This window comes from Polaribacter sp. (genome assembly GCF_051251875.1).
Taxonomy (GTDB): domain Bacteria; phylum Bacteroidota; class Bacteroidia; order Flavobacteriales; family Flavobacteriaceae; genus Polaribacter.
Map to the genome: position 1 here is coordinate 100,572 of NZ_JBPOGL010000004.1, position 25,385 is coordinate 125,956.

Consider the following 25,385-nt stretch of genomic DNA (forward strand, 5'->3'; position numbering starts at 1 on the left):
AATATGGAATTAGATTATATAGAAAATATACATGGTCATGAGCAAAATATTGTTCGATTGTACAACTTTAACAAAGTAGAAGCAATAAAGTTTAGAGACTTAATAATAGAAACAATTATAGCTAAAAGACAAAAATTAGATTTATCCGAAGTAGATTTTATTGCACAGCGTAATTGTAATTTAATTTTTGGACTGTTTACAACTGATGAAGGAATACTTACAAAAGACAACAACACTTTTTTTTGTGTTTTAACTTTAGAAGGTTTTACAAACATGGCAAAACTCATAGAGCCTTTTTGCAAGAAAGAATCTAAAGGTTATCAATATTTATATGATATAGACAATCCTACAGATTTATTATTTTGCCCTACAGCAAGTGCAATTGAAGAATAGCTATTCCTGTAAGTGTTGCCGTTGGAATTAACACAAATAAATAATGAAGTATTTAAAACTTTTAGTTGTTCTTTTTCTTTTTGCTGCTTGCTCAAAGAACATTTACAAAATATCTAAGAAAGAGTATCATAAAGAAGCTAAGAAACTAGGAAAATCTCTCAGTAAAATTCCTCAAGATACATTAGGTAACAAACTAATTAAGGTGATAAAATCTCAAAATTTTAATTTGAGAAAACCCAATTTAATAGTAATTCATCATACAGCCCAAGATAGTTGTAAACAAACGTATAGAACATTTGCTTTAAAACGTACTCAAGTGAGTTCTCATTATGTAATTTGCGATGATGGAAGTGTAACACAGATGTTAAATGATTTAGTAAGAGGTTGGCATGCAGGAGAAGGACGCTGGGGTAAGAACACAGATATTAACAGTGTTTCCATTGGTATTGAATTAGATAATAATGGTAAAGAACCTTTTTCTGAAGCGCAAACAACCAGTTTACTATTACTTTTAGAAAAACTTACTAAAAAATATAAAATTCCCTATCAAAATATTGTTGGGCATGCAGATATTGCTCCCGGAAGAAAAGTAGATCCTAGTGGTTTATTTCCTTGGAAAAAATTAGCAGACAACGGATTTGGTATTTGGTTTGATAAAGAAAAACTAAAGACAGTAGTACTTCCATTAGGTTTTAATGCTAGGTTTGCCTTAAAATTTATTGGCTATAATACAGACAATTTAGAGAATGCTATTTATTCTTTTAAACTTCGTTTTAATTCGGAAGAAGTCTCTGAAACTTTATCAGAAAAGGATAAAAAAATATTGTTTTTATTGATGGATAAAATATAAGTCTGATTTTAATTGTAGGAACGTTATTTCATAGCTTGTTTGTCGTATTTTAAATCGTTAAGAATCTATTGAGATGGCTTTAAATACAAACCCTTTTTTTGTGAAATAGGCCAATACTTGTGGTAATACAAATTTTAGTTTGTTGGCAGCTTTTACACTATCATGAAAAACCACAATACTTCCGTTACTGGTGTTTTTTAAAACATTTTCTAGGCATTTTTCTTTAGAGATAGTAGTGTCAAAATCTGCGCTTAAAACACTCCACATAATAATTTTATATCCTCTTTTTAAGATTTCTAAAGCTTGATTTTTTCTGATTTTCCCATACGGAGGCCTAAATAATTTAGGATTTTCTTTTAAATTGGTTGAGTTTTCTTGTGAGGTTTTAAGAACCTTGTTGGTATTATTATTATTATTATTATTATTTGTAGGTTTTGGAATTAAACGATCTAAATGGTATTTACATGCTAAAAAATTATCTAAATAAGCTTCTGTTGTATGTTGCCATCCATTAAAATGATTTTGAGTATGATTACCAACAGAATGTCCATTCTTAATTATTTTTTCAAATATTTTAGGATTATTTTTTACATTTTTACCAATGCAAAAAAAAGTAGCTTTTGCATTGTATTTCTCTAATTCGGATAATACAAATTGGGTAATTTCTGGTGTTGGGCCATCATCAAAAGTGAGGAAAATTTCTTTTTTTTCTAATGAAAAACGCCAAGTATATTTAGAAAATAATCTAAAAAATATACTTGGCGTTTTAGGTATGTAAAATTTCATTTACAGATTATTCTTCTGGTATTAAATGATCAAAAAGTCTAAGAGAACTTAAAAATTCATCTTTCATTTTTGTAATATATGCTTCATCTTTATCCCCTTTTTCAACTTGGGAAATTATATTCTGAATCATATAAAAAGTAGTTTCAATTTCGTCATTAATTAAATGAACATCACTTTCAGAAAAAGTACTTAACCAAATTAATTTCTCACTAAATAAACCATTTAAAGTTTCTGCAGTTTGTCTGGCTTTTTCTTTATTTCCTAATTTATAATACATCTCTGGATATCCTAAAGACAAACTATAATGGTCAAAATCTTTAATAGGTAATTTTTCTAAAGACAGGTCTAAAATCTCTAAAGCTTTAAGAGTGTCTCCTTCTTTTGCAAAGGTTTCAGACAAACGCATTAAACTATTTCTTAAAGTAATTGCGTTTCTTTTGTTTTGTTCGTCTAAATAAATTTTACCGTCGTTTATGTTTCTCCAATCCCATTTCTGAATGTTTTGAGCCATTTTCTCTGGATCAATTCTTCCCATATCAAACAGGCTTCTTTTATTCATGGAGGTTCTAATAGGTACAAATTTATACGCCAAACCGTCTAATTGCATATAATCTTTTAACCAAATATATTCTTCATCTGCATTTGCGCCTCCCGTAAAATAAATAGGATGATCCCAGTTGTTATTCGCAATAATATCTAACATTAAAATACGGTTTTTAAAGAGTGCTCTATCATCTATGGTAATGTCTATAAATGGTAGAATTTTATCTGCATCTTTTTGAGCTACAATACCATTTTTAAGTACCTTTTCTTTATCAACAGGTATTCTAATTTTATTGGTGGGATAAAATTTCTCTTTTACACCTTGTTCTTCATCTATATAATATGTGGCATCACTATCAGAAGAAATCCAACGCATAAAATCTTTTACAGAAATAATGGAATCTTTAAATTTTGGATGTTCTATATGATACGCAACATCTAAACTACCATATTTGTATTGGTCATGTACTAATTGCGATGGAATTGGTGGTGCTTTGTAAGTAGCACGTTTCATTTGATCTATGTACCAATCTGTTGCAAATAATGAGGTGTTTATTAATTTTATATCTGTTCTAATACCTTCTACCTCTTGCATGTACCAAAGAGGAAATGTATCATTATCACCAATGGTAAACATAATGGCGTTGGGGTCGCAAGATTCTAAATACGCCTGTGCATTTAAATGTGCGGTGTATCTATTAGAACGATCATGATCGTCCCAGTTTTGTGAGGCCATTAAGGCTGGTACAGCTAATAATGAAATTCCGGTAACTGCCATGGCAACTGTCTTTTTGTTGTATGAATTCTTTAAGTATTCATACAATGCAAGTACGCCAAAGCCAACCCAAATTGCAAAAATATAGAAACTACCTACTACAGCATAATCTCTTTCTCGCGGTTCAAAAGGTTTTGGGTTTGTATAAAAAATAATGGCAAAACCAGTAAATGCAAAGAATAAAAAGAGGGTAAAAAAGTTTTCTTTGTCCCATTTTATTTGATAAAGTAACCCAATAATACCTAAAATTAACGGTAAAAAGTAGTATTTATTTCGTCCTTTGTTTTCTAAAACTTGTGCGGGTAATTTTTGTTGAGATCCCAATCTTGCTTCATCAATAACGTCAATTCCGCTTAACCAATTTCCATTAAAAATATCTAGGTTTCCTTGAATGTCGTTTTGTCTTCCAACAAAATTCCACATAAAATAACGCCCATACATATAGCCAAACTGGTAACTCATCATAAATGTAATGTTCTCTGCAAAAGTTGGTCTACGTTTGCTATTTGCAGGAATTCCTGCAATTGCTTTGTACATTTTTTCTGAAGCAGGATTTACCATTCTTGGTATAAAGCCTTTGTGTTTGTCTGAATAATTTGGAATTACGTTTTTGTATTTATTTACAATTTCGTACTTGCCATTTCTTTTTTCGTATTTTGGTTTATCATCCTTATACGGTTTGTTTGCGTCTTGTTCTCTTTCAAAGGAATTAGAATAATAGGTATCGTAAAAAACATTGGCATCTCCATATTGTTCACGCTCATAATAGGCTAATAATTCGCGCGCGCTAGAAGGGTTATTTTCGTTAATAGTGGTATTTGCATTTGCTCTAATAGGTAGCATCATCCAAGAAGAAAAACCTATCATAATAAACAAAACAGATAATATTAAAGTGTTTGCGGCAATTTGTTGTCTTTTTCGTGTATATTTTAATCCGTAGAAAAACAATGCAACTAAAATAAGAAATGCAATTATAGATCCAGAATTATACGGCATTCCAATAGAATTGATAAAAAATAATTCTGACGCACTAAAGAATTTTAGAGTAAAAGGAAATAGAAATTTAAATACAAACATTAAAATTACTACAGAGATAACGGTAGCAATTGCTGTTGTTTTTAGGTTTATTTCTTTGTAGGTTTTAAAGAAATACAGCATAAAAATAGCCGGAATTACCAACAATGAAAGGATGTGTACCCCAAAAGACAAGCCTACAACAAAACTAATTAATAGCAACCATTTGTTACCTCTTGCTGTGTGTATTTCGCTTTCCCATTTTAAACCTAGCCAGAATAATAATGCCATTAAAAAGGAAGACATTGCGTACACTTCTCCTTCTACGGCACTAAACCAAAAACTGTCTGTAAATGTGTACGTTAAAGCACCAACTACACTACTTCCTAAAATAGCAATGTATTTTCCTTCGGAAAGTTCTCCTGTTTTTAAAGCCAATTTTTTTGATAAGTTGGCAATTGTCCAGAACATAAATAAAATGGTAAATGCACTAGCTAAAGCAGACATAAAGTTCACCATTTTGGCAATTTCTGTTACATCTGTTGTAAACATTGCAAAAAATGCACCCAACATTTGAAAAAGTGGCGCACCTGGCGGATGCCCAACCTCTAGTTTTACTGAAGTGGAAATATATTCGCCACAATCCCAAGCACTAACAGTAGGCTCTAAGGTTAGTGAATATGTAATTAAGGCAATGGCAAATGTAACCCATCCTAAAATGATGTTCCATTTATTAAATTTTTCTGATGTCATAATCCAATTAATAATCTGTGGCGAATTTACTAATAAATATGAATACAAGGAGTTGAGAACTGTTTTTATAAACGATAAATTCGTCTTAAAAATATGTTAAAGATAAAATTTATTAAAAAAAGTTTGTGAAATTTAAAAAATAGATTAAATTTGCACCCGCATAAAAGCATTGGCCTATGGTGTAATTGGTAACACACCGGTTTTTGGTACCGACATTCAAGGTTCGAGTCCTTGTAGGCCAACAAAAGCAACTTTTAATCATTTGATTATCAGTTGCTTTTCTCGTTTATAGGGTTTCTTGTGTCGGTAATATTTTCTTCTTTCTTTTTTTTAATTTAATATTTATTTGATTAAGAGTGGTTTAACTTTATTCGGTTTATTGGCTTATTATAAAAAAGTGACATTTTTATCAGTTTTTTTTAGGGGAAATTGAATTATTTTAAATTTTGAATATTTAATTTCTTCTTAGAAGAGTCTTTTTAGTAGGGTTTTTTCTTAACAATTTACTCACCTCTAGACAATGTGTTTTTTACTTTAAAACAGCTCATCTTGAAAAGAAAACTTATTTATTATACTTCTTAAAATTCTCAGCTTGTTCAAAAATTTCTTTAAAAACTTCATCTTTGGTAATAGGTGGGTAGCCGTTTTCTGCTAAAAGAATTATTAAGTCTACTTTTAATTCAGCTTTAATATCGTCACGATGATTCCAATCTGTGTATTTAGCTTTATCATCAACTACTTTTTTTACTTCTTTTGCTAAATGAATTAATTTATCATCAGGATAATCAAAATCATACTTATGAGCAATCGCTTTTAAAATATCATAAAACGCTTTTTCTTCAAAGTCAATTCCCATTTCAGAAAAAGAACTTTTCTCTTTTCGTAATTCGTGATACAAGTCAATAATTTCATCAGTAAAATCTTCTAAAACATTACTATTTAAAATATCTTGTTCACTACGTTCATTGTATTTATCGACAATAGATCTAAATTTTCTAGAAAAATCTACACCTTGAATTTTGTTCGTTTTCTTTAATTCGTCAATTGCTTTTAATAGTAATTGCTGTAATAATTTAATCTTTGTGTTAGGTAGTTTTATCTTTTCAATTTTGGCTAAATAAGCTTCATCGAAAATATCTATTTCACGCTGTTTTTCTTCTCCAAGTTTAAAAATTTCTTCTACACCATCACTTTGTAATGCTTCTTTTATCAATTCTCTGACTCTAGCATTCATTTGTGCAGTATCAGGCACATTTCCTTTTGTTAATTTGAATACAATAGAACGAATTGCTAAATAAAAGTGAATGTGGTCTTTTTGAAGTTCTGTAAATTCATTTGCGCCACAACAAATATCATAAGCAGCTTTTAAACGCTTTACAATATTCATAAAACGTGTTTCTGAATTTTTGGTAATCTGAACAAATTCAGCTCCTTTATTTAAACATTCTAATTGTTTGATGCCTATTCCAGAAAAGTAATCTGATGCATCAAATCTATGAAACAGTTTTGCTAATAAGTCTAATTGATCTTTTACAACAACAATAGAGGTTTCTATATCTTCAAAGTTTTGACTATCAACAGCAGAATATTGTTTTAAAGCTAAATTCATTTGCTTTTTAAAACCAATATAATCGACTACTAATCCTTTAGATTTGGTTTTGTACTTACGGTTTACTCTAGAAATAGTTTGTATTAAATTGTGTTGCTGTATGGGTTTGTCAATATACATGGTATCTAAAAAAGGCACATCAAAACCTGTTAACCACATATCTACTACAATAGCAATTTTAAAGTTAGATTTTTCATTTTTAAATTGCCTGTCTAGTTCTTTTCTTTCTTCTTTTGTACCTAATAAGTCATACATTTCTTTAGGATCATCCTTACCACGTGTCATTATCATTTTAATACGCTCCATTGGTTTGATTTCCTTCTTCTCTTTATCTGTTAAAATTGAGCCTTCTTCAAAAGCTTTTAACTCTGTCCATTCTGGTTTTAACGCAATAATTTCTTGATATAAATTAAATGCAATGGGTCTGGAACTACAAACAAATAATGCTTTCCCTTTTAAAGTAGCTCCTTCTTCAATTCTCGTTTCATAATGTTTGACAAAATCTTCTGCCACTGCTTTAATTCTATCAGGGTCACCAATTACAGCATTCATATTTGCAGAAGCTTTTTTACTTTCTTCTATTTGATAATCGTTTGCACCTTCTTCCGCACAAACTCTGTAATATTCCTCTATTTCATATAATTTTTTACTTTCTAAAATTACTTTTGCAGCTCTACCTTCATATACAATTCTTACTGTAATATCATCTTTTTCAGATTCTGTCATTGTATAAGAATCTATAATATCTCCAAATACAGTTAAAGTTGCATCAATCGGTGTACCAGTAAAACCAACATAAGTTGCATTGGGTAATGAGTCATGTAGATATTTTGCAAAACCATAGGTCTTTTTTACGCCTTCTTCTGTTACTGTTACTTTTTGATCTAAATTTATTTGACTTCTATGTGCTTCGTCTGAAATACAAATCACATTATTTCGTTCGGTTAATAATTCAAGGTCTTCTGTAAATTTATGAATAGTTGTTAAAAAGACACCACCACTTTTTCTTTCTTGAAGTAAGTCTTTTAATTCTTTTCTACTCTCTACACTTATTACAGAATTATCTCCTATAAAACCTTTAGCATTTGTAAATTGAGCTGATAATTGATCATCTAAATCTGTTCTATCTGTTATAATTACTAACGTTGGACTTTTAAAGTGTTTACTTCTCATTAATAAACGAGCCAAAAACAACATGGTGTAACTTTTACCACAACCTGTTGCTCCAAAATAAGTTCCACCTTTTCCATCTCCTTTTGGTTTTTGATGTAGCTTTATATTCTCTAAAAGTTTGGTAGCTGCATAATATTGTGGATAACGACAAACAATTTTTAAATCGTGTTTATTGCTATCTGGAAAATAAATAAAATGATGAATAACTTGTCTTAACCTGTCTTTATTAAACAAGCCTTGAATCATAGTATACATAGAATTTATACCATCTACTTCTTGGTCATGACCAAACACTTTCCTCCAAGCATAATAAAACTCGTAATTCGCAAAAAACGACCCCATTTTACTATTTACACCGTCACTAATTATACAAAAGGCATTGTATTTAAATAATTCTGGAATATCTCTTTTATAACGAGTTGTTAGCTGAATATAAGCATCGTGCATTGTTGCATTTTCACGAATAGCACTTTTAAACTCCATAACAACTAAAGGTAAACCATTGATATATAAAATACCATCTGGAATCCTTTTTTCGTAACCGAAAATTTCTAGCTGATTTACAATTTTATAAAGATTGTTATCTAAATCTGAATAATCTATTAAATGAATGTACAGGTCTTTTTTAGAACGGTCTTCTCTTTCTAATTGAAATCCATTGCAAACCAATTTCATGATTTGTTTATTAGAATCGTACAAATCTGAAGCACTAAAAACTTCTAACTTACGGATTACCGAATTAATTTCGGAATCTGTAATGTTTTCTTTTTGATATTGGTTTTGTAAATAAGTTTTAATGTCTGCTTTAATAAGCACTTCGTTTTCCTTACGAACAATAGCATTGCCTAACAAATGAGGAATTCCTTCTTTGCCCAATAATTCTATAAAAACAATTTCTAATTGTGCTTCTGTAAATTTCATAGCTACAGTAGTTTTTTTAATTTTAATCTTAAAATTTAAAAAGGGAATTTACAATTTCTTTTGCGATTTGTAATATCTAATAGGTAAGAATACGTTAAAAGCAAAAATGCCAAACCATATTTTATGATTTGGCATTTTACTCCTTTTCCAAATATTTTAAAGCTTGCTAAACTTCCATTTTTTGTATTCACTTAATTCAAGGTCTACAAACTTTAGACAAAGAGCCATTACTGCTGCATCATCTACGTATCCAATTCCAAAAATAAAATCTGGTATTGCATCAATTGGTGATAAAACATACAATAAAGTAGAACCTATTGAAGCAATAATATACCATGGAATTTGATCATAATCCCCAGAAATATAATCTTTAAACATGCTAAAAAGCAATTTAAACTCGTTTAAAAATTTTTTTAACTTCGATTTTTTCTCAAATTTCTGATTTAACTCTTCATAATTATTTAGAACATCTTCTAAATGTTTTTTATCAAAATCTCTTCTGTTTTTATTAAATGTGTTTTCCATTGTTTTCTATTTTAAATTAATTAAATTTTTGTAAGAACTGTAACTTTAAAGTTTATTTTGAAGGAGCAATACCATCAACAATAAAGTCAATTAAACTACTAATAAACGCTCCAGCTTTCCTACCAGCTTTGTATGGTGGGACTTTTGAGAAATCGTCATCCATCTTTGTAATATTATTTTCAATATTACTTGCCTTTTTTTGTAACCAGTTTTTATTTTCCATCTTTATTTTCTTTTTTCTTGTTATTAATTTTTTTACCATGCTCAATTGCATCTTGTCCTAATTTTGCTCCAGCTCCAAGTGCAAACAAAGCTGTTAGAACTTTTACTCCAAATTTTAATGATTCATTCATGTTTTATCTTTTTTAGTTAAGGTTTTTGCCAATAGAAAAAGACCCTTTATTTTTTTAAATTATAATTATTTAAGACTTTCCACACATACACTGCTGGTTTATAGGTATCTAAAATTAGATAAGCATTATCATATTCCTTTTTTTTCATATAATAATTATAAGCTTGTCTAATAATTGTGTTAATGGCTAAACCACCAACCGTTATACTCATGTCTGTATTTTGATTAAGAAATTTTGTTAATTCTACTTTATCCGTTTCTTTAGATGTATTATTAATTGAATGAAGTAATACAGCTTCATATATTTTTGTCATATATTTCATTTATTGGTTCAACTACTACTTTTAATTTAAATTCATTCCCTATTTTTCTCAAATAGCAATACTTAAGAATCTCTGGGTAATCATTTTTTAATTTCCAATACATTCCTTCACTGTTAGAAGGCAGCATTCCAGTTTCCAAATACTCATTAAGTGGTATTAATTTTTTATTTATTATGTTTTCAGGGTTTTTAGAGACAAAATTTTTCCAATTATTTTTTATTTCTTTTAAGGTTATTGAAAGTAATTTACCAGATAATTCTGCATACGAATTGTTTAACATAAACTCTAAATCTGATTTTCTGATTGCAGGATCTATCTCTGAAAGCGGAGCATAAGCCACCATTTTTAATTTGTTTGATTTTACTTTAAAGAGCATTACAGAAATAAGTTCGTTGTCTACAAATGACAATCTCCAAACAGGAATACTCTTTATCATGTCTGCTACATTCTTAAAACCACTAGCTAGATTAATTCCTCCACAATCTTTATACGCAATGGCTAGAAAATCATAAACTTTGTTTCCAAATTGAAGTTTATCTAAACTATTTTCTGTCGCTAAAATTTTTACTTCTACATTCATAATGAGAATCTTTATGTTAATTACTCTACAAATGTAAAATCTATAATAGACTTAAAATCAATGTGTTCAGGGCTGAACAAAATAGAACAACTATTAAAATTTGGGTATAAAAAAAGCTCCCTAGATTTAGGGAGCTTTAAAAAAACATATTGTAAAGTACTTAATTTACATACCTTAACTCGACTAGTCCGTCATCTATACTAAATTCACAATATTTACCATTGTCCATCTTAATTTTTTTTAAGTTGACTTCTTCTAACTCTGGAAATTTTAAATTAATTGCTGATAAGGTATTATCTTGGATTTGAAAATAAATTGGGTTTACAAAACAAGAAACTTTCTTTTTAATATTATTATCAATAAAAACATCTATCTCTACTAAACTAGAACTATTTAAAAACTTACTAGTTACGGCATTAACATAGTTTTCTTTATCCAATGCAGTTCTAAGGGTTAAATAATAGTAATAATCTTTATTTAATTTTAAAGCGTTGGTTAAAACACCGTCTTTGATAACGAAAGGGTAAGCGCTTTTTCCAGAAACTAAAACAAACCCAATATTCTGAACAACTTCATACTTATCACCCGCAAACTTACCTTCATCTTTATTCCCTTCATTACTTCTATTATTAATTAAAATTTTAATGTCTTTATTCTCTTTTTTAATAATGAAGTCAGATTTAATCTTAAAATCTACCTTATACACTTTATCACAAAACTCTTTTAAAAACTTACATGATTTAGAGCTATTAATTTCAGGTAGTATATTAATATGTGAATTAAAAGAAATAATAGCATTTATCTCTTGAAAGTATTTATGAAAATATAAAGCAATGGTTTCTGATTTATCTGACTGTAATCTAAAAACAATCTCCTTAGTATCTTCTTCAAAAAGTATCAACAATTCACAATCATCATGCTCTATAAAACAATAAATACCGTTTACATGCTGACTAAAAAAAGGCATTTTTAAAAAATGCTTAGAAAAATTATATTGAATATCTGCAAGTATTACTTTTAATGGCAATGTATCCTCATGCCAATTAACTTCAGTATATTCTTTTTTAGCTTTTAATTTAGAAACACTCAACTCTTCGCCATTTGGTGTAAATTCGATTCCTTCTAAAAAAAATTCTATGTTTGCCAAACAATTTTTATTCTCAAAATCTCCAAGAAACTCAACAGGAACACCATCCGTTTCATTATCGAGTAACTCTAAATATTCAAGATTAGGAAATGCTTCCAATATTAAATGTAATATTGACGAAGTAATTATTAATTTATTCGAACTAAGATTTAAAAATTTTAATTTTTTGTGCTTCTTGTTTTGATTAAAAAAATCATTACTTATTAAATTTTGAGGTAAATCTAAATATTCTAAATTCTCAGGTAATTCATGAATGTTAAAACTTTTAATTAAATTTAAACCTAAGCCTAAATACTCAATGCAACTTGGTAATATTTCTAAGTTATCTAATGCACTAATTGCATTTCCTTCTAGGTCTAATTCAGTTAACTTTGGTAAGTTTAGATTAATTTCAGATAAGTTCTGAATTGTTGTTCCAAAAATTTTTAAAGAAGTAAGATTTTTAGGTAACCATTTTATATTATCATTGTAACAGTATAATATACTAAGAGTTTCAAGTTGGTTTAATTTTGAGAGTACTTGAAAATCAAAGTTAGAAAAATAAGTCCAACCAATTGTCACCTGAGTAATTTTAGAATCTTCTATTTTTTGAAATAATTCCATTAACCCAAAATCGCTAATATGTAATGAAAACTTATTATTATAAATATCTCTTAAGTTCTTTTCTATTGCTAATCTCTCTTCAATTGTTTCAACAAATTTAAATAGATTAATATAGTTTATTACTGTTTTCCACAAAGCGTCGCCAACCTTTTCTTTGCCCATTTGTAAGGGCATTAAATCACCTCCTTCAAACAAAAAGGTCTTAACTTTTTTAGGTATATGAATTTTGGAAACAATCTCTGGAGCAACACCTGTAAAGGAAACCATATCTGCATCCTTATCTATTTTAAAACTTTTAGGTTCTAAACTTTTATTTAGTAGTTTTTCGTTTACTACATCATACAAGTAGTAATGATGTTTATCTTTAAGTGGATAAATAAATTTTTCAACTGATAAAATGTCGTCTATTAATTCTTCATTTTCTTCAGAATTTAAATAAAAACTATTATGAAACTCTGCTTTATGTATAGAAATGTGTTTTGTCATAACTAAATTGTTTCCTAATTTACTTGAGACATTTCATACAAATTTCTTCGATAAGAAATTATTTTACGACGTATAGCCTTTGCTTGATCTTTTGTAAAAAAACAACGACAACCACTATAATCCATAAAATTATTATAATTAGGTCTATCTTTTATATTATTTATTGCAGAACAAGGTTTTTTTCTTGGCTGATCTGTACAGTTCTCCTGAAATGGTGTGTCTTCAATATAATCTGTTTGCACACTTCCTCTTTTATTTTCTTTACAATTAGTATTTCCCCAAACATGCCATAAACCAAGAGCATGTCCCATCTCATGAGTAACAGTATTACTACTATTTCCAAATGAAGAACTCCTAATTTTAATAGATTTAGGGTGATTTTTACTCAATAACACTTTAGAAACACTACCTAATTTCCCCACGATAATATGTATAATTGAATCTGAACCAAATCTTTTTATAAGTTTTGCTCTAAGCCTCCTAATACCTCCATTATATCTCTTAACACCTTTTAGTGGTGAATAATTTAACTGCACATTTGCTAAGTGAAATTTAATATTAGGGTTGCCAATAAGTTGTCTAAAATCGGCATGTAATGAATCCATTGAATTGGTTGCACTATAATTTTTATTTAATTCATTTAATTCTTGCAGAATAATTTCTTTGTTTATTATAGATTTGGAAATATGAAAAACTACAGGGATTTTAATAGTTCTACCATCGTCTGGTAAGTTGTTATTTTGACCTCTAATTGGTGCAAAAATTAAACAAAAAATAATTAATAAAAAGTTTTTCATGGTTAGTGTTTTTTAGGTTAGTTATATATTAATTCTTTAATTTAAAAAATTATGTTTCCAGTTGCTTATATCTTTTTCTGGATACAAGTACTCTATTACTTCTATAAAAATATTATTAAAATCTTTTTTAATGTTACTCACTACAATTTCTGCAAATTGATCTAGTTCGTTTAATGAAATTTCGTATTCTTTAACTAGAAAATGACAATGTAAACCTTGAGTTTGACCTCTAAACTTATCTAAATACTGAGGATGCATTTGAAACCTAACGTCCAACTCTGGTATGCGATCTTTATCATTTCTCATTAACTCTAAGATAATTTTATAACTAGCAACTTTACCAGAAATTAAATCTTCTGATACAATTGTAATAAAAGTATTTAAATGATTTTCTTCATCCCAAAAATTCCTCCAATTAATATCACTACCATAGGTTTGCAATCCTAACTTTTCTGCTATTAACTCATATTGTGTTTTTAAATAACTATGTCCTTGCACTAAAGTATCATAAGCGTTATTAATTTGACTAGCATTTTTGAAAAAGAATTTTGCAGATTCGTTCATAGTATAAGTTGTTGATAGGTTTTCTATCGTATTAAAAAAATCATTTACATATATTTTATAAGCTTCATCTTCCATGCTATTAATATCTAGAGTTTCTTTAACAGCAGAAATCCATTCCCAATGGGTTATATTAATAAACTTACCCAAAACATTATCTGGAATAACATGAGGATTTAAGGTTAATAATACACCTACTTTTATAGCATCATCAATCGTAAAAAAATCCCAATACTCTTTTAAATCATTATCTAACCTATGATTAATTTTATTTTCAATTAAGATAGTATTTAAACTAACCAAATCTTGCAGTACAATATCTATTCTACCTCCTTTATTTGTGGAAAATTCAGTTTCTACTTCAAAATCAGAAAAATTTTGTAGTGCTTCTTTTTTATCTTGTTTATCTATTAATTTCGATTTAATACACGCTAATAAACTAGATATAAACAAATCTTTAAACTTATGTGCCTCATTAACTCTAAAATAAAACGCATAAATATTAGACAATACATTCTCATAATGTGGTTGTTTAGCAATCCCTAAAAAGGTTTTGGGTTTCCTTTTTATTTTAGGTATTTGATTTTGATTGAGAAAGGATTCTAATTCATTTAAATTCATGATTTATTCTAAAAAAATAATTTGATTACTAATAATTTATTAAAACACTTGATATCTTATATTTTAAATTTCCGAATTCTAATTAAATAAAAACTCACTGAAAATCAACACTTTAAATGCTTTTACTAAAAGAGAATTAAATACATATATTCAAATTTCCGAATTGAAATTAAATAAGTATATATTGATTTTGAGTGTGTTATAACTTTTTTCCGTTTTCTAATTAAATAAACTCTTATGCCCAATATGGTACATATAAACTAAACTTTTTAGATATATTATCGGCATCTTTAGCCTTTATTTTACCCGATTCAATAGCGTCTTTAATAAGTAAAGAAATTTGTGGCGCTTGTTTATCATGCATACCAAAACGCTTTCTTAATGATGTATTATTGAAACCACCATTACCATAATATTCTATGATACTATGCTGATAACAAGCTTCTATTCGCTCTTCATTTGTCATATCTGCATACTTTTTAGGCGCATACATTGTAACTTTAAACGAATTTTCTAATTCTTCGAACTTTAAAGGCGGCAAACCAAATAACTCAATAGCTATTACTGCTTTTTCAAAGCCAGATCCTCTTTCTTCACAAATATTATATCTTCTAAATGCTGATGCTAAAATTTCGTTTCTTGATTCTGGTGTTGTTCGTATAAGTCTGTCTATTCTTTTTGATGGTAATAATTTTCCAGGATTACTAAATACAATTCTATCTTCAAATATTTCTATCATTGGCCCAGAACCTCTTATTGTAAAATCTTGGTGAATAAGAATATTTGCTATTAATTCTCTAAGTGCAGTTTCAGGATAAATAGATGTATTTACTCTAAGTGCATTTTTTATAACTTCACTATCTTGTAAAATACCTTGAATAAAAACAATTAAAGATTCAAAACCCACTGCATACCCTTTTCTGCCGGGGTATTCTTTACTTGCACCTGCTTTATTTTTCCCATCATATTTAATAAGCCTTACCACTTTTCTTGCCAAGCCATCAAACTTATTTAAATCTTTGGCTGCAGCAACAGCTCCAAAATTTGTAATATAATAGCCTTTTCCATCTACATCTACCAACATTTTTTCATCTTCTAACCATTTTAGAATTTCTTTAATGTCTGTTGGTATGGGTTTACCAAGTAATTCTAAAATTTTATCGTATTCTAAAAGTGTAATAACTTCTATTTCGTTAAGTAGTTTAGAAGCGTGTAATTCTTCCCAAGTGGGTGTTTTACTGTTTAACATTAAAGCACCTACATCTGTTCTTGATGCTTTGCGTGTTGTGCCACCGCTTCTTATAAAACTATCTTCTATGGTTTTACCTGCTAAATGAACAGGTTTTACTGCACTTTCTAAAATATATACAAATAACAATTCTTCGCCCCTAAAAGTTTCTATACTATGGTCTATTTTAACTAACGGATCTACACCATCTCTACAAAGTGATGCCAAACGCTCTACAATATTATCTGCTTCCTTTCTTTGAATGCCTATAATATTTGCTGTATTATCATTAACACCAAATACTAAAAAACCACCTCCGGGCATATTTGCAAAAGCAGAAATATGCTGACATAATTTTGCGTTTTTAGGCGAAAGTGTTTCTTTCCAATCTATTTCATTGAGTTCTGATGGTACTTTACCTAAAGATTTATCTAAATAGCTTATGGCTTTTGGTATCCAGTTTTTCATAAAAATCTATTTTCTATTTTGTAATATACAATGCTTTGTAATTTAAACTATTACTGTTTTAGTTTCTACTTTTGACATTTTGGAAAGGATTATATTTTTAGTTTTTTCTAATTTTTCTGTAGTTAATTTTATTTGATTAGAATAACCATTAATTTTTTCTATCATATTTCCAAAATTTGATTGAATGCTAAAATTTGGAACTAAAATATTATGAGCTCCCAAATCTCCTGTAGTAATTTGCGATTGTGCTGAACCACTATCTAAAGAACGTAAATTGTCATTCCTTAAATAATAATAACAAAATTCTTTATTTAATAATTTTTCATTTAACCTGACTACGATACTCAAATTTGTTATGTATGAAAAAGGTGGTGACATTTCCACTCGACCTGTTCCACTTACACCTCTACATAGAACTAGAATCTGAGACAATTCATACATAAATTCAGAATAATAACCCCTTATTCCATATCCTGAAAATACAGGATAACCTGAGTCTAAAAATAACTTAGAGTCTAACATTTTCCCATAGGTCAATTTTGAAACCTCATCTATAGTCTGCACTTCCCAACCCTCAGGAATCTCCATATCCAATTCCTCATTATAAACCATCTCACCACCAGAAGATTTGTAGCCGCTTGGTAAATTCCCCTCCTTAGGAGGGGTGCCTGAAAGGCGGGGTGGTAAAAATGCCTCATGCTCTTCTAACCACCTCATAGTTGCTTCCATTTGCTGTTTTACATCATTAGTAGAGATATGAATTACCTGTAAACCCAAACTTATAAGGTAATTGGTACGTTTTGCATCATATTCCTGCTTGTTATCATGGCTGCTGCCATCTATTTCAATAACTGTTTGTGTATTTGCGCAATAAAAATCGACTATATAATTGCCAATTATTTTTTGACGGTCAAAATCTAACCCCTTAAACTGTTTATTTTTTACTTGCTTCCAAAGCAATACTTCGGCAAGATTACCAGCTTTGCGTAATGCTTTTGCTCTTTCTTTTAGTTTTGGATTGTAAGGCAATGATTTGTAATTCTGAGTGTTTCGTTTATGGAATGGATTGGAAGAATTTTCCTTTGACGAGGAAACGACCACCCCGTCCTGCGGACACCCCTCCGAAGGAGGGGAATTAAATGGAAAGTCAAAATCTACAAACCAATGTTTATACAAGGCTTGTGCTGTATCTTCTAGTTTTTGGTTTAGGGTTTCGTTTAATTTAATACGGTTTACAATAGTGTTGTATTCTTTAACTATTTCTCGTTGTTTTTCTATGGATGGGATGGGTAGTTCTATATCACAAACTTCATCCCAATCAAAAATTTCTCTAACTGTTCCATGCGATTTAAAACGTGCATATCTATCAAACTCTGGTCGTCTAAACCACATCATTAAATATTCGGCATTTAAAGCTTCGTCATCAATAATTTCAAAAACAGTATAAGCTTGAGAAACTAATGCCTTGTCATGTGAATCTAACATTGCAATACCAATTTTCTCTCCACGCCTTGAAGTATCAGGTATGTAAACAAACTGATGTTTTTTTACAATTTTGTATTTTTTAAAATCTGTTCCAACAGTATTGGCTATTGAGGGAATAAAGATTTTCTTAACACTAACTCCTAATAAAGTTTTAACTTCAAGATTGATATTCCTTTCGTTTACAACTTGTATGTATTTACCTAAACGTTTATAGTTTAATCTCATAACCTAAGTCTTTAAACACGTTTAGTAATTCGGATTTAGATTTTGCTTCTTCTTTTAATAAGTCTACAAATTCTGTTTGTAAGCTCTTCATTTTATCATCAAAATTGATGTTCTCATCTCTGTTTACAAACTCTACATATTTACTTGGTACTAAAGAGTAATCTTTTTTACGCACTTCCTCAAGGTTTGCAGAATAACAAAGTTCTGGAACATCTTCATAACCTCCTGAGCTTAATTGCCATTTGTGAAACGTTTCACTAATATCTTTTATATTTTCATCTGAAAACTGCGTGTACTTCTTTTCAAAAGGGATACCTGATTGCCTTAAATCCATAAACAGAATTTCATCTTCTCTGTTTCTGTAGTTTTTTTCTACGTCATTCAGTTTTATTTGACGTTCCTTTTTATTGTTATTTATAATCCAAAGTGTTACCGAAATATCTGTAGTATAAAACAAGTTACGTGGTAAAATTAAAATGGCTTCTACCAATTTATTTTCAATTAGTTTTTTACGTATTTCATATTCGGTTCCACCACCAGATAATGCACCATTAGATAATATAAAACCTGCTACTCCATTGTCTGAGAGTTTAGACACCATATTAAGTATCCAACCGTAATTGGCATTTCCTGTTTGTGGCACATCGTAACCTCGCCAACGTGGGTCGTCTAATAACTCGTCTGTAGCTCTCCAATCCTTCTGGTTAAAAGGTGGATTTGCCATAATATAATCTGCCTTTAAATCTGGATGTTGGTCTTTACCAAAAGTGTCTGCAGGTACATCACCTAAATTGGCTGCAATACCACGAATGGCAAGGTTCATTTTTGCTAACTTATAAGTGGTTGCTGTGTATTCTTGCCCATAAATAGAAACGTCTTTTTTGTTACCGTTATGGCTGTCTATAAATTTCATAGACTGTACAAACATACCACCAGAACCACAAGCAGGATCGTAAATTTTACCTTTGTACGGTTCTATTAACTCTGCTATAAGGTTTACAATACTTTTTGGCGTGTAAAATTCTCCTTTTCCTTTTCCTTCTGCTATTGCAAATTTGCTTAAAAAATACTCGTAAACTCTACCAACAATATCTTGTTGTTGGTCTTTTAGCGTGTCTATATTGTTAATGGTGTCTAGTAAAGCTGCTAGTTTACTTACGTCCATATTTAGACGTGAAAAGTAATTGTCTGGTAAAGCGCCTTTAAGTGAGGGGTTGTTTTTTTCTACGGTAAATAAAGCAGTATCTATTTTTAGTGCAATATCGTCTTGTTTGGCATTGGCTATAATGTAGCTCCAACGGGATTCTTCGGTTAAGTAGAATACATTGTCTTGTGCATAAAACTCTACCATGTCTAGAAACTTTTCTTTGCCATCGTCTATTAATTCTTGACGGCGTTTCTGAAATTTATCGCTTGCAAATTTTAGGAATATTAAACCTAGAACGACGTGTTTGTATTCTGAAGATTCAACGGTTCCGCGCAGTTTGTTTGCAGAATCCCACAGCGTTTCTTCTATTGATTTTTGCTTTTTAGCAGTTGCTTTTTTAGCCATATATTAAATATTGTCTTTAATAGTAACGAATTGTGATAGTTTCATCCCTTTACTAATTTCTGTTGCAAAAGATTCTGGAACATTTGCTGCTTTAGCTATTTCTTTTTTATTGAATCCACATTGTTTAATTTCAGAAGCGTATTTAATACCAAATAGATGAATCATAGCAACTGCTTCTCCTTTTGAAGCGTTGTGATACATATCGTTTAAGGTTGAGCCAAGTTCATTGATTGTCATTATAGTTTGTATGTGTAAGTTTTAAAAATTTATTGAATAGGTATTTCATTAACCGAATTCTTATAAAAGTAAACGGAAATAGCATTTTTTTTGTTAAAAATACACAATAAAAAACCTCCAACAAATTTGTTGGAGGTTTAAATTATATGAGTTTTTATTTTTAATAAATTATTTCTTAATAAATATCTGAGACCAATTTTTGTTATCTCCTATTAGGTGTAATAGATATACTCCTTTTGCTAATTTTTCTACATTTATTTGTACTGAATTTTCTTTAATTTCTGTTCGGTGATTAGTAATTACTTTACCATTTATATCATAAAGTTTAAAAACAACATTCTTTTTGTTAATAGTTTCGGGTAGTTTTATGTTTAAAAAATTATCTGTTGGGTTTGGGTATACTGTAATTGTATTTTTAAGTGTTTCACTACTAATACTTAGGGTTTCTATGTTTAAACCAATTCTGTTGCCAAGGTCATCATAAACATAGTTTGTTTCTTTTATGTCATTAAAAACAACCTTTATTAAGCGGTTTAGATTGTCGTACTCGTAGTCATTGGTTATTGTTTCTTGGGCAAAGGTTGTTATACCAAAGAAGATGATGAGGCATTTAAATGTTTTTTTCATATTATTTTTTTGGAAAAGTTTTGTTAATTTCATATTGCAATTGATAGTATGTTAGTGAAAATTCATCTACATTATCAAACAAACTATTTACAAAATAAGTACCTGTTTTTTTCGCTATTTTCCCAACCCAAGATAAATTCTCATTATATTCATCAGAGTTATAACCATATTTGATTCCATAATAATGATCATTTGCTGATTCACCTATGAAATACAATGGAACAGCTACACCAGATGCACCGGCTACACCAGCTGCTGATAATGCTGCAGCATAAGCAGAAACACTTGCTGACCCCGCAAATATTGCTGTAGAAACAGTAATTGATTCCCCTTTTTGATAAAAACTTAAGTTTTGATCAGTAGCTGTAATAAGAGAGGATACTAATAAGAATTGACTACCAGAAATTAGAGATAAATGACCTCCTGCCTGTAGACCTTCAAACGCTAAATCTGTTAATAATGCAGCTCCGTTTACAATTTTTTTAGCTTGTTTCCCATCAGAATCAATATTACTAATCGGATTATTATCAGCATAAGGGTATAAATTTGTAGACCAAACAGGGTCTTCTGTCAAGAATCTACCTGTACTAGGAGTATAATACCTTGCTCGCATATAGTAAAGGTCAGGATCATCAGTTTCTACGCCATTAGTACCTACATATTTATATCTATTAGGTACTGTTTCTGGTTCTTCTTGTTTGGTAACTTTACCAAAATCACTATATCTATATTTGTGAGTTATATCTGCATCTTCATTGGTAATAGCAACAGTACTTCCTCTTACATCTGAATGATAATATGAGAGGTCTCCGCTTGGAGTCATTCTTGCAACTAACTTTCCTGATGGAGTATAGATATAGTAATACTCAACATTGCCATCTACAACATCGATAAGTACATTATCAGTTCTGACATCACGTATGTATTTATGAGATACACCATCCTTAACTTGTTCTACTCTTTGACCATAAGCGTTATATTTATAATAAAAAACTTTCGCATAATTTCGATATTTGGTAAGTCTATCATTAATATCATATTCAATTTCAATATTATTGCTTATTTCAGTTGTATTTCCATCATTATTTACAGTATGGTTTAATCCTGCAATTGTTTCTGCGTGATTAGTGTTGTTATAAGAATAAATACTAGTATCAGTAGGACCCGAAGGATTTCCTCCATAAGTACCTTCAGTTTCTATTTCTGGAACTATTTCTTCAGATCTAATAATATTTCCTCTAATATCTAGGGTAAGATCGTTTCTATAAATAACATCACTTGTATTTCTGTTAAAAATGAGGACTCTATCTAACCTTCCCGCATCATCATAAAAAAGAGAACGTTTAATTTGGTTGTTATAAATAATATCTTCTAATCTGTCATCATCTTTGTAATCATAAACCGCAATTTGTTTACCATCATTTACATCATTGGTATGCAATTCTATAGAACTTACTCTATTTTTTTTATCATAATTATACTCAACAGCGAATTCAACACCATTAATTGTTGGGTACTCTATTTCTTCAATAAGCCCTGTTTTCTCATAGTCATATTTAATTTCATAATTATGGACTGTTGTTACTTCATCTAAACGATTTAAATTATCGTATTTAAACTCCATAGTACCAGTATCATTGGTAATTTCATCAACAAGATTTTTGTTGTTATATTCAATATTTGATATAGTTCCTATTTTTTCTAATCTACCATCGTTATCATATTCGTAATCAATTCTATCTCCAGAAGGTTTGGTAAACCTTTCTAAAGAACCATCATCATTGTAACGGTAATTTTTTTCTAAACCGCCAAAGGTTTCTGAGATAACTTGGTCTTTGTCATTGTAATCAAAAGAAGTCTTAACTCCTTTTGTGTTTTTTATTTCTTTAATATTATCATTCTTATTATAGTTATAACTTGTGGTAAGATTACCCGAATTAGTAAAAGATGTAAGGTTGTCGTTTTTGTCATAGGTATATTCTGATGTTAACCCATTCACTGTTTTAGAAAGTAATCTATTAATACCATCATAATCAAAAGTACTTGAAATTCCTTCAGGTGCTGTAATGGTTGCGACTGCTCCATCATTCTCATAGGTGTATTCTATAGCAATTCCCTCTTGATTTGTAACCGAAAGTAATTGTCCATAGGCATCATAAGTGTAGTAAATTTTATTACCAAGTGCATCTTCTATTTCAATGAGATTTTCATTAGAATCATACGAAAATTTGGTAATATTTCCTTCAGGATCTGTGTATTGTGTAAGATTGTTATCATTATCGTATTCATATTTTTTTACTGAATCTCCGTTTTCAATATCTACCTCTTCTAAGTTACCATCGCTGTCATAGTCATAGTCAATATCAAGACCATTAATAGTTGTACTTGTTGGTAGAAGAGGCACGTTACTTGAAGAAGAAGTTGGGTAGCTTATTGAAACATCATCAACATCGTTTTTATAATTCGTAAGCACTCCGTTTTCGTTATAATCATATTTATATTTTTGGGTTCCTCCTTGTGGCATCGGCATAATTACTTCTGAATGTAGTGGAGTATCAGATCCAAAATCAAAATCAGTTTCTATTTCTATTTCATCATTGTTATTTACTTTATATGATTCTAATTTCCCATTATTATTATCATCATATTCTGCTTTTATTTCATTTCCCTCAGGAAGTTCTATTCTTTTTAAGAGATGGCTATCAAAAGCATTATTTACACCATAATTATAGACAGTACTATTTCCCTTTGCATCATCAAATTCTATTAACACAGGATATTTGTATACCCAACTTCCTGAAACACCAGAGTAATCAAAATAAATTTTTCTTCCTATTGGGTCTTCAATTCTTTCTATTAAATCCGTATCATCTCGATATCTAAATTCAAGTTTTTTTCCTGAAGGAGATTCTACTGTTTCTATTCTTTTTGTATCGTCTTCTTCTGCGTTTTCATACTCAATATTTATTTCGTTATAATTTGAATCTCTAATCTCTACGAGGTAATATATTTGTCTGTCGCTATCGAGTTTTTGATATTTATATCTAACTTGATTTTTTTTAGTAATATAAATTCTAGTTGAACTATCTTCATCAAACTCATCATATACTCCTTTAGTAATATATTCATCTTCGTCTTTATTAAAGATATGAATGGAACCATCAGGCCATACCACATAAAATAAATCATCTTCACCAATAACGTCATCTTCTCGTATAATGTAAGAATTATAGGTATGAGTCCAACCACGACCAAGTGGTTTTATAGGAAAATAAGTCTGTGGCAACTCCACCATTTGAGTCGAGTAGTAGTGTGAGAAATTTAGATTCAGTTTCCTGTCGGGAATTACAAAGCTATTTTTTGCATAATGGCTAAAAACAGCTTGTTCTAATCCCCTAGAAATACCAATATTGTATGGAGAATACGTATTTGGTTCAAAATAATTATTACTATTATTAAGTATTGATGTAGAAATGGGGTGGTAAGATGTATTGTTTATCAGATTTGCCATCCAAAGAACAAATTGATCTTGAGTAATTTCTTCAGCTATTGAAAAAACTGAATTTGAGTTACTAATTATACCAAGGTCAACTGCTTTTTTTGCATATCCAAAAAAAGGACTATTAGTAGGAATATCAGTGAACGGAGAAGAACCTGTCGTTGCAGGCGGAATATTCCATGCTTCCATAATAGCAACAAGTGCTTCTCCTTTGGTAGAATTTATATCTGGAAAGAAAGCTGTTGAATTGTTGGTGTAAAGAAGAGGAGCAATTCCATCACCATAATCTAAATGCGAAATAATTCTTAGTTTTATAAATAAATCACTGTTTTCTTGTAAATCGACAAATGGATTCGGGTAATTTATTGCAGGGTTATCATTTAGGTTATAATTACTTCCATACAAGACTTCAAAAATTAATCCTGCTAAAACACCTTTTGGTACATTTTGGGCAGAAGATAATATTGTAAATGAAAGAAACAGTGTAAGTATAATTTTTCTCATAGCTTTTTATATTAGTAAAGTTTAAGAAGCTAAAAAAAATCAATAAATAATTAAGTTAGTTGTTGTAAACATTTACTCAATTCTCTATTTTTATGATAATAATTTTGTGAAGCAATTTTTAAACTTTCTTTTTCCTGTTAAAAATAAAGAAAAAAAAGATAACCCCAAAATAATTAACAGATAAATAGTTGTAAATTAGTTGACTAGTCAAAAAAAACATCTTTCTTAGTATTGTTAGTTAACTTTTTCTTTTTAAAAAATCCTCCAAATCACAATTGTAATATCCTTTTTCTTTCAATTCGTCATCATTCATTCCTTTTGAAAGATCCCAAATTGATGCATCAATATTAAGACTACTTAATTCTTCAATCTTTTTTTCTGCAATATCTCTTGCATTTTCACTTAAATCAGGTACTATTAAAATTGTTTTCTCAGACAATACTTTCATTTTATTATTTGTCATGCCATTTATTTTTCTGTAATACAGTCAATTATAATCAGGAAAGTTTGCAACACTTACTCTTTATTTAAGGAAGGAAATCTCTTTTAATTATTGCTTGTAGGCCAACAAAAGCAACTTTTAATTCCTTTTAAACTTTATTGTTTGAAAGGAATTTTTTTTTAGCACACTTCCGTGTACCCTTAACTGTACTTTTTAAGTAAATAATTGAATTCTGGAGATTGTTAGAGGGTTAAATTCTATTTGTAATTGATTAGAATTATTAGTGTTTAAGAGCTAGTTGAGGTT

Annotated in this window: 20 protein-coding genes and 1 tRNA gene; 3 read left to right on the top strand and 18 right to left on the bottom strand. The window is 29.5% G+C overall.

Annotation, left to right across the window (positions count from 1 at the left end; genetic code table 11):
* The first annotated feature begins 3 nt into the window (after nt 1–3).
* Both ACSHW5_RS03390 and ACSHW5_RS03395 read left to right on the top strand, forming a co-directional pair.
* Entirely contained in the window at nt 4–393 is a 390-nt protein-coding gene (locus tag ACSHW5_RS03390; RefSeq protein WP_435674705.1) for a hypothetical protein, read from the top strand.
* A 43-nt stretch (nt 394–436) separates the two neighbouring features.
* On the top strand, nt 437–1,243 hold the full coding sequence (locus ACSHW5_RS03395) for an N-acetylmuramoyl-L-alanine amidase (RefSeq protein WP_435674706.1): 807 nt from the start codon (nt 437–439) through the stop codon (nt 1,241–1,243).
* Between the two features lie 57 nt (nt 1,244–1,300).
* On the opposite strand, the gene ACSHW5_RS03400 is transcribed toward ACSHW5_RS03395, so the two are convergent.
* Both ACSHW5_RS03400 and ACSHW5_RS03405 read right to left on the bottom strand, forming a co-directional pair.
* Nucleotides 1,301–2,029 carry a polysaccharide deacetylase family protein gene (locus ACSHW5_RS03400; RefSeq protein ID WP_435674707.1) on the bottom strand — a complete coding sequence of 243 codons (729 nt, stop codon included), beginning with the start codon at nt 2,027–2,029 and terminating at the stop codon, nt 1,301–1,303.
* 7 nt (nt 2,030–2,036) lie between these two features.
* The gene (locus ACSHW5_RS03405; RefSeq protein ID WP_435674708.1) at nt 2,037–5,114 is read right to left on the bottom strand and encodes a DUF2723 domain-containing protein; all 3,078 of its coding nucleotides are present in this window, start codon (nt 5,112–5,114) and stop codon (nt 2,037–2,039) included.
* A gap of 170 nt (nt 5,115–5,284) precedes the next feature.
* On the opposite strand from ACSHW5_RS03405, the gene ACSHW5_RS03410 reads away from it, so the two are divergent.
* Nucleotides 5,285–5,356: transfer RNA gene (locus tag ACSHW5_RS03410), tRNA-Gln, on the top strand.
* Between the two features lie 320 nt (nt 5,357–5,676).
* Here the strand turns inward: ACSHW5_RS03410 and ACSHW5_RS03415 are convergent.
* The 16 genes from ACSHW5_RS03415 to ACSHW5_RS03490 form a co-directional block, all read right to left on the bottom strand.
* Nucleotides 5,677–8,817 carry a type I restriction endonuclease subunit R gene (locus ACSHW5_RS03415; protein ID WP_435674709.1) on the bottom strand — a complete coding sequence of 1,047 codons (3,141 nt, stop codon included), beginning with the start codon at nt 8,815–8,817 and terminating at the stop codon, nt 5,677–5,679.
* 156 nt (nt 8,818–8,973) lie between these two features.
* Nucleotides 8,974–9,342: a YkvA family protein gene (locus ACSHW5_RS03420; RefSeq protein ID WP_435674710.1), complete on the bottom strand. Its 369-nt coding sequence runs from the start codon at nt 9,340–9,342 to the stop codon at nt 8,974–8,976.
* A 52-nt stretch (nt 9,343–9,394) separates the two neighbouring features.
* The gene (locus ACSHW5_RS03425; RefSeq protein WP_435674711.1) at nt 9,395–9,565 is read right to left on the bottom strand and encodes a hypothetical protein; all 171 of its coding nucleotides are present in this window, start codon (nt 9,563–9,565) and stop codon (nt 9,395–9,397) included.
* Complete coding sequence (locus tag ACSHW5_RS03430) at nt 9,555–9,695, bottom strand: hypothetical protein (RefSeq protein ID WP_435674712.1); 141 nt, start codon at nt 9,693–9,695, stop codon at nt 9,555–9,557. Before ACSHW5_RS03430 ends, ACSHW5_RS03425 begins: the two co-directional genes overlap by 11 nt.
* A gap of 46 nt (nt 9,696–9,741) precedes the next feature.
* A complete protein-coding gene (locus ACSHW5_RS03435; protein ID WP_435674713.1) occupies nt 9,742–10,008 on the bottom strand; it encodes a hypothetical protein in 267 nt (88 codons plus the stop codon).
* A complete protein-coding gene (locus ACSHW5_RS03440; protein WP_435674714.1) occupies nt 9,992–10,597 on the bottom strand; it encodes a hypothetical protein in 606 nt (201 codons plus the stop codon). The genes ACSHW5_RS03435 and ACSHW5_RS03440 overlap by 17 nt, the downstream gene beginning before the upstream one ends.
* Before the next feature lie 160 nt (nt 10,598–10,757).
* Nucleotides 10,758–12,833, bottom strand: a complete 2,076-nt coding sequence (locus ACSHW5_RS03445) for a hypothetical protein (protein ID WP_435674715.1) — start codon at nt 12,831–12,833, stop codon at nt 10,758–10,760.
* Between the two features lie 14 nt (nt 12,834–12,847).
* Nucleotides 12,848–13,630: a M43 family zinc metalloprotease gene (locus tag ACSHW5_RS03450; protein ID WP_435674716.1), complete on the bottom strand. Its 783-nt coding sequence runs from the start codon at nt 13,628–13,630 to the stop codon at nt 12,848–12,850.
* Between the two features lie 36 nt (nt 13,631–13,666).
* Nucleotides 13,667–14,812, bottom strand: a complete 1,146-nt coding sequence (locus ACSHW5_RS03455; RefSeq protein ID WP_435674717.1) for a PD-(D/E)XK nuclease family protein — start codon at nt 14,810–14,812, stop codon at nt 13,667–13,669.
* Nucleotides 14,813–15,047: 235 nt separating this feature from the next.
* Nucleotides 15,048–16,508, bottom strand: a complete 1,461-nt coding sequence (locus ACSHW5_RS03460; RefSeq protein WP_435674718.1) for an ATP-binding protein — start codon at nt 16,506–16,508, stop codon at nt 15,048–15,050.
* Nucleotides 16,509–16,550: 42 nt separating this feature from the next.
* Nucleotides 16,551–18,218: a DUF559 domain-containing protein gene (locus tag ACSHW5_RS03465; RefSeq protein ID WP_435674719.1), complete on the bottom strand. Its 1,668-nt coding sequence runs from the start codon at nt 18,216–18,218 to the stop codon at nt 16,551–16,553.
* Nucleotides 18,202–19,770, bottom strand: coding sequence for an N-6 DNA methylase (locus ACSHW5_RS03470; RefSeq protein WP_435674720.1), 1,569 nt, complete (start codon nt 19,768–19,770; stop codon nt 18,202–18,204). The genes ACSHW5_RS03465 and ACSHW5_RS03470 overlap by 17 nt, the downstream gene beginning before the upstream one ends.
* Nucleotides 19,771–19,773: 3 nt before the next feature.
* Nucleotides 19,774–20,007 (bottom strand): HTH-like domain-containing protein, encoded by a 234-nt coding sequence (locus ACSHW5_RS03475; RefSeq protein ID WP_435674721.1) that lies wholly within the window; start codon nt 20,005–20,007, stop codon nt 19,774–19,776.
* 168 nt (nt 20,008–20,175) lie between these two features.
* A complete protein-coding gene (locus ACSHW5_RS03480) occupies nt 20,176–20,634 on the bottom strand; it encodes a T9SS type A sorting domain-containing protein (RefSeq protein ID WP_435674722.1) in 459 nt (152 codons plus the stop codon).
* 1 nt (nt 20,635) lies between these two features.
* Nucleotides 20,636–24,637, bottom strand: coding sequence for an RHS repeat-associated core domain-containing protein (locus ACSHW5_RS03485; protein WP_435674723.1), 4,002 nt, complete (start codon nt 24,635–24,637; stop codon nt 20,636–20,638).
* Nucleotides 24,638–24,875: 238 nt separating this feature from the next.
* On the bottom strand, nt 24,876–25,100 hold the full coding sequence (locus tag ACSHW5_RS03490; protein ID WP_435674724.1) for a hypothetical protein: 225 nt from the start codon (nt 25,098–25,100) through the stop codon (nt 24,876–24,878).
* Between the last annotated feature and the right edge of the window lie 285 nt (nt 25,101–25,385).

What these genes read in the sequence shown, in the direction of transcription:
- ACSHW5_RS03390 (WP_435674705.1), top strand. Translation starts at nt 4, where the DNA reads ATGGAATTAGATTATATAGAAAATATACATGGTCATGAGCAAAATATT.
- ACSHW5_RS03395 (WP_435674706.1), top strand. Translation starts at nt 437, where the DNA reads ATGAAGTATTTAAAACTTTTAGTTGTTCTTTTTCTTTTTGCTGCTTGC.
- ACSHW5_RS03400 (WP_435674707.1), bottom strand. Translation starts at nt 2,029, where the DNA reads ATGAAATTTTACATACCTAAAACGCCAAGTATATTTTTTAGATTATTT.
- ACSHW5_RS03405 (WP_435674708.1), bottom strand. Translation starts at nt 5,114, where the DNA reads ATGACATCAGAAAAATTTAATAAATGGAACATCATTTTAGGATGGGTT.
- ACSHW5_RS03415 (WP_435674709.1), bottom strand. Translation starts at nt 8,817, where the DNA reads ATGAAATTTACAGAAGCACAATTAGAAATTGTTTTTATAGAATTATTG.
- ACSHW5_RS03420 (WP_435674710.1), bottom strand. Translation starts at nt 9,342, where the DNA reads ATGGAAAACACATTTAATAAAAACAGAAGAGATTTTGATAAAAAACAT.
- ACSHW5_RS03425 (WP_435674711.1), bottom strand. Translation starts at nt 9,565, where the DNA reads ATGGAAAATAAAAACTGGTTACAAAAAAAGGCAAGTAATATTGAAAAT.
- ACSHW5_RS03430 (WP_435674712.1), bottom strand. Translation starts at nt 9,695, where the DNA reads ATGAATGAATCATTAAAATTTGGAGTAAAAGTTCTAACAGCTTTGTTT.
- ACSHW5_RS03435 (WP_435674713.1), bottom strand. Translation starts at nt 10,008, where the DNA reads ATGACAAAAATATATGAAGCTGTATTACTTCATTCAATTAATAATACA.
- ACSHW5_RS03440 (WP_435674714.1), bottom strand. Translation starts at nt 10,597, where the DNA reads ATGAATGTAGAAGTAAAAATTTTAGCGACAGAAAATAGTTTAGATAAA.
- ACSHW5_RS03445 (WP_435674715.1), bottom strand. Translation starts at nt 12,833, where the DNA reads ATGACAAAACACATTTCTATACATAAAGCAGAGTTTCATAATAGTTTT.
- ACSHW5_RS03450 (WP_435674716.1), bottom strand. Translation starts at nt 13,630, where the DNA reads ATGAAAAACTTTTTATTAATTATTTTTTGTTTAATTTTTGCACCAATT.
- ACSHW5_RS03455 (WP_435674717.1), bottom strand. Translation starts at nt 14,812, where the DNA reads ATGAATTTAAATGAATTAGAATCCTTTCTCAATCAAAATCAAATACCT.
- ACSHW5_RS03460 (WP_435674718.1), bottom strand. Translation starts at nt 16,508, where the DNA reads ATGAAAAACTGGATACCAAAAGCCATAAGCTATTTAGATAAATCTTTA.
- ACSHW5_RS03465 (WP_435674719.1), bottom strand. Translation starts at nt 18,218, where the DNA reads ATGAGATTAAACTATAAACGTTTAGGTAAATACATACAAGTTGTAAAC.
- ACSHW5_RS03470 (WP_435674720.1), bottom strand. Translation starts at nt 19,770, where the DNA reads ATGGCTAAAAAAGCAACTGCTAAAAAGCAAAAATCAATAGAAGAAACG.
- ACSHW5_RS03475 (WP_435674721.1), bottom strand. Translation starts at nt 20,007, where the DNA reads ATGACAATCAATGAACTTGGCTCAACCTTAAACGATATGTATCACAAC.
- ACSHW5_RS03480 (WP_435674722.1), bottom strand. Translation starts at nt 20,634, where the DNA reads ATGAAAAAAACATTTAAATGCCTCATCATCTTCTTTGGTATAACAACC.
- ACSHW5_RS03485 (WP_435674723.1), bottom strand. Translation starts at nt 24,637, where the DNA reads ATGAGAAAAATTATACTTACACTGTTTCTTTCATTTACAATATTATCT.
- ACSHW5_RS03490 (WP_435674724.1), bottom strand. Translation starts at nt 25,100, where the DNA reads ATGACAAATAATAAAATGAAAGTATTGTCTGAGAAAACAATTTTAATA.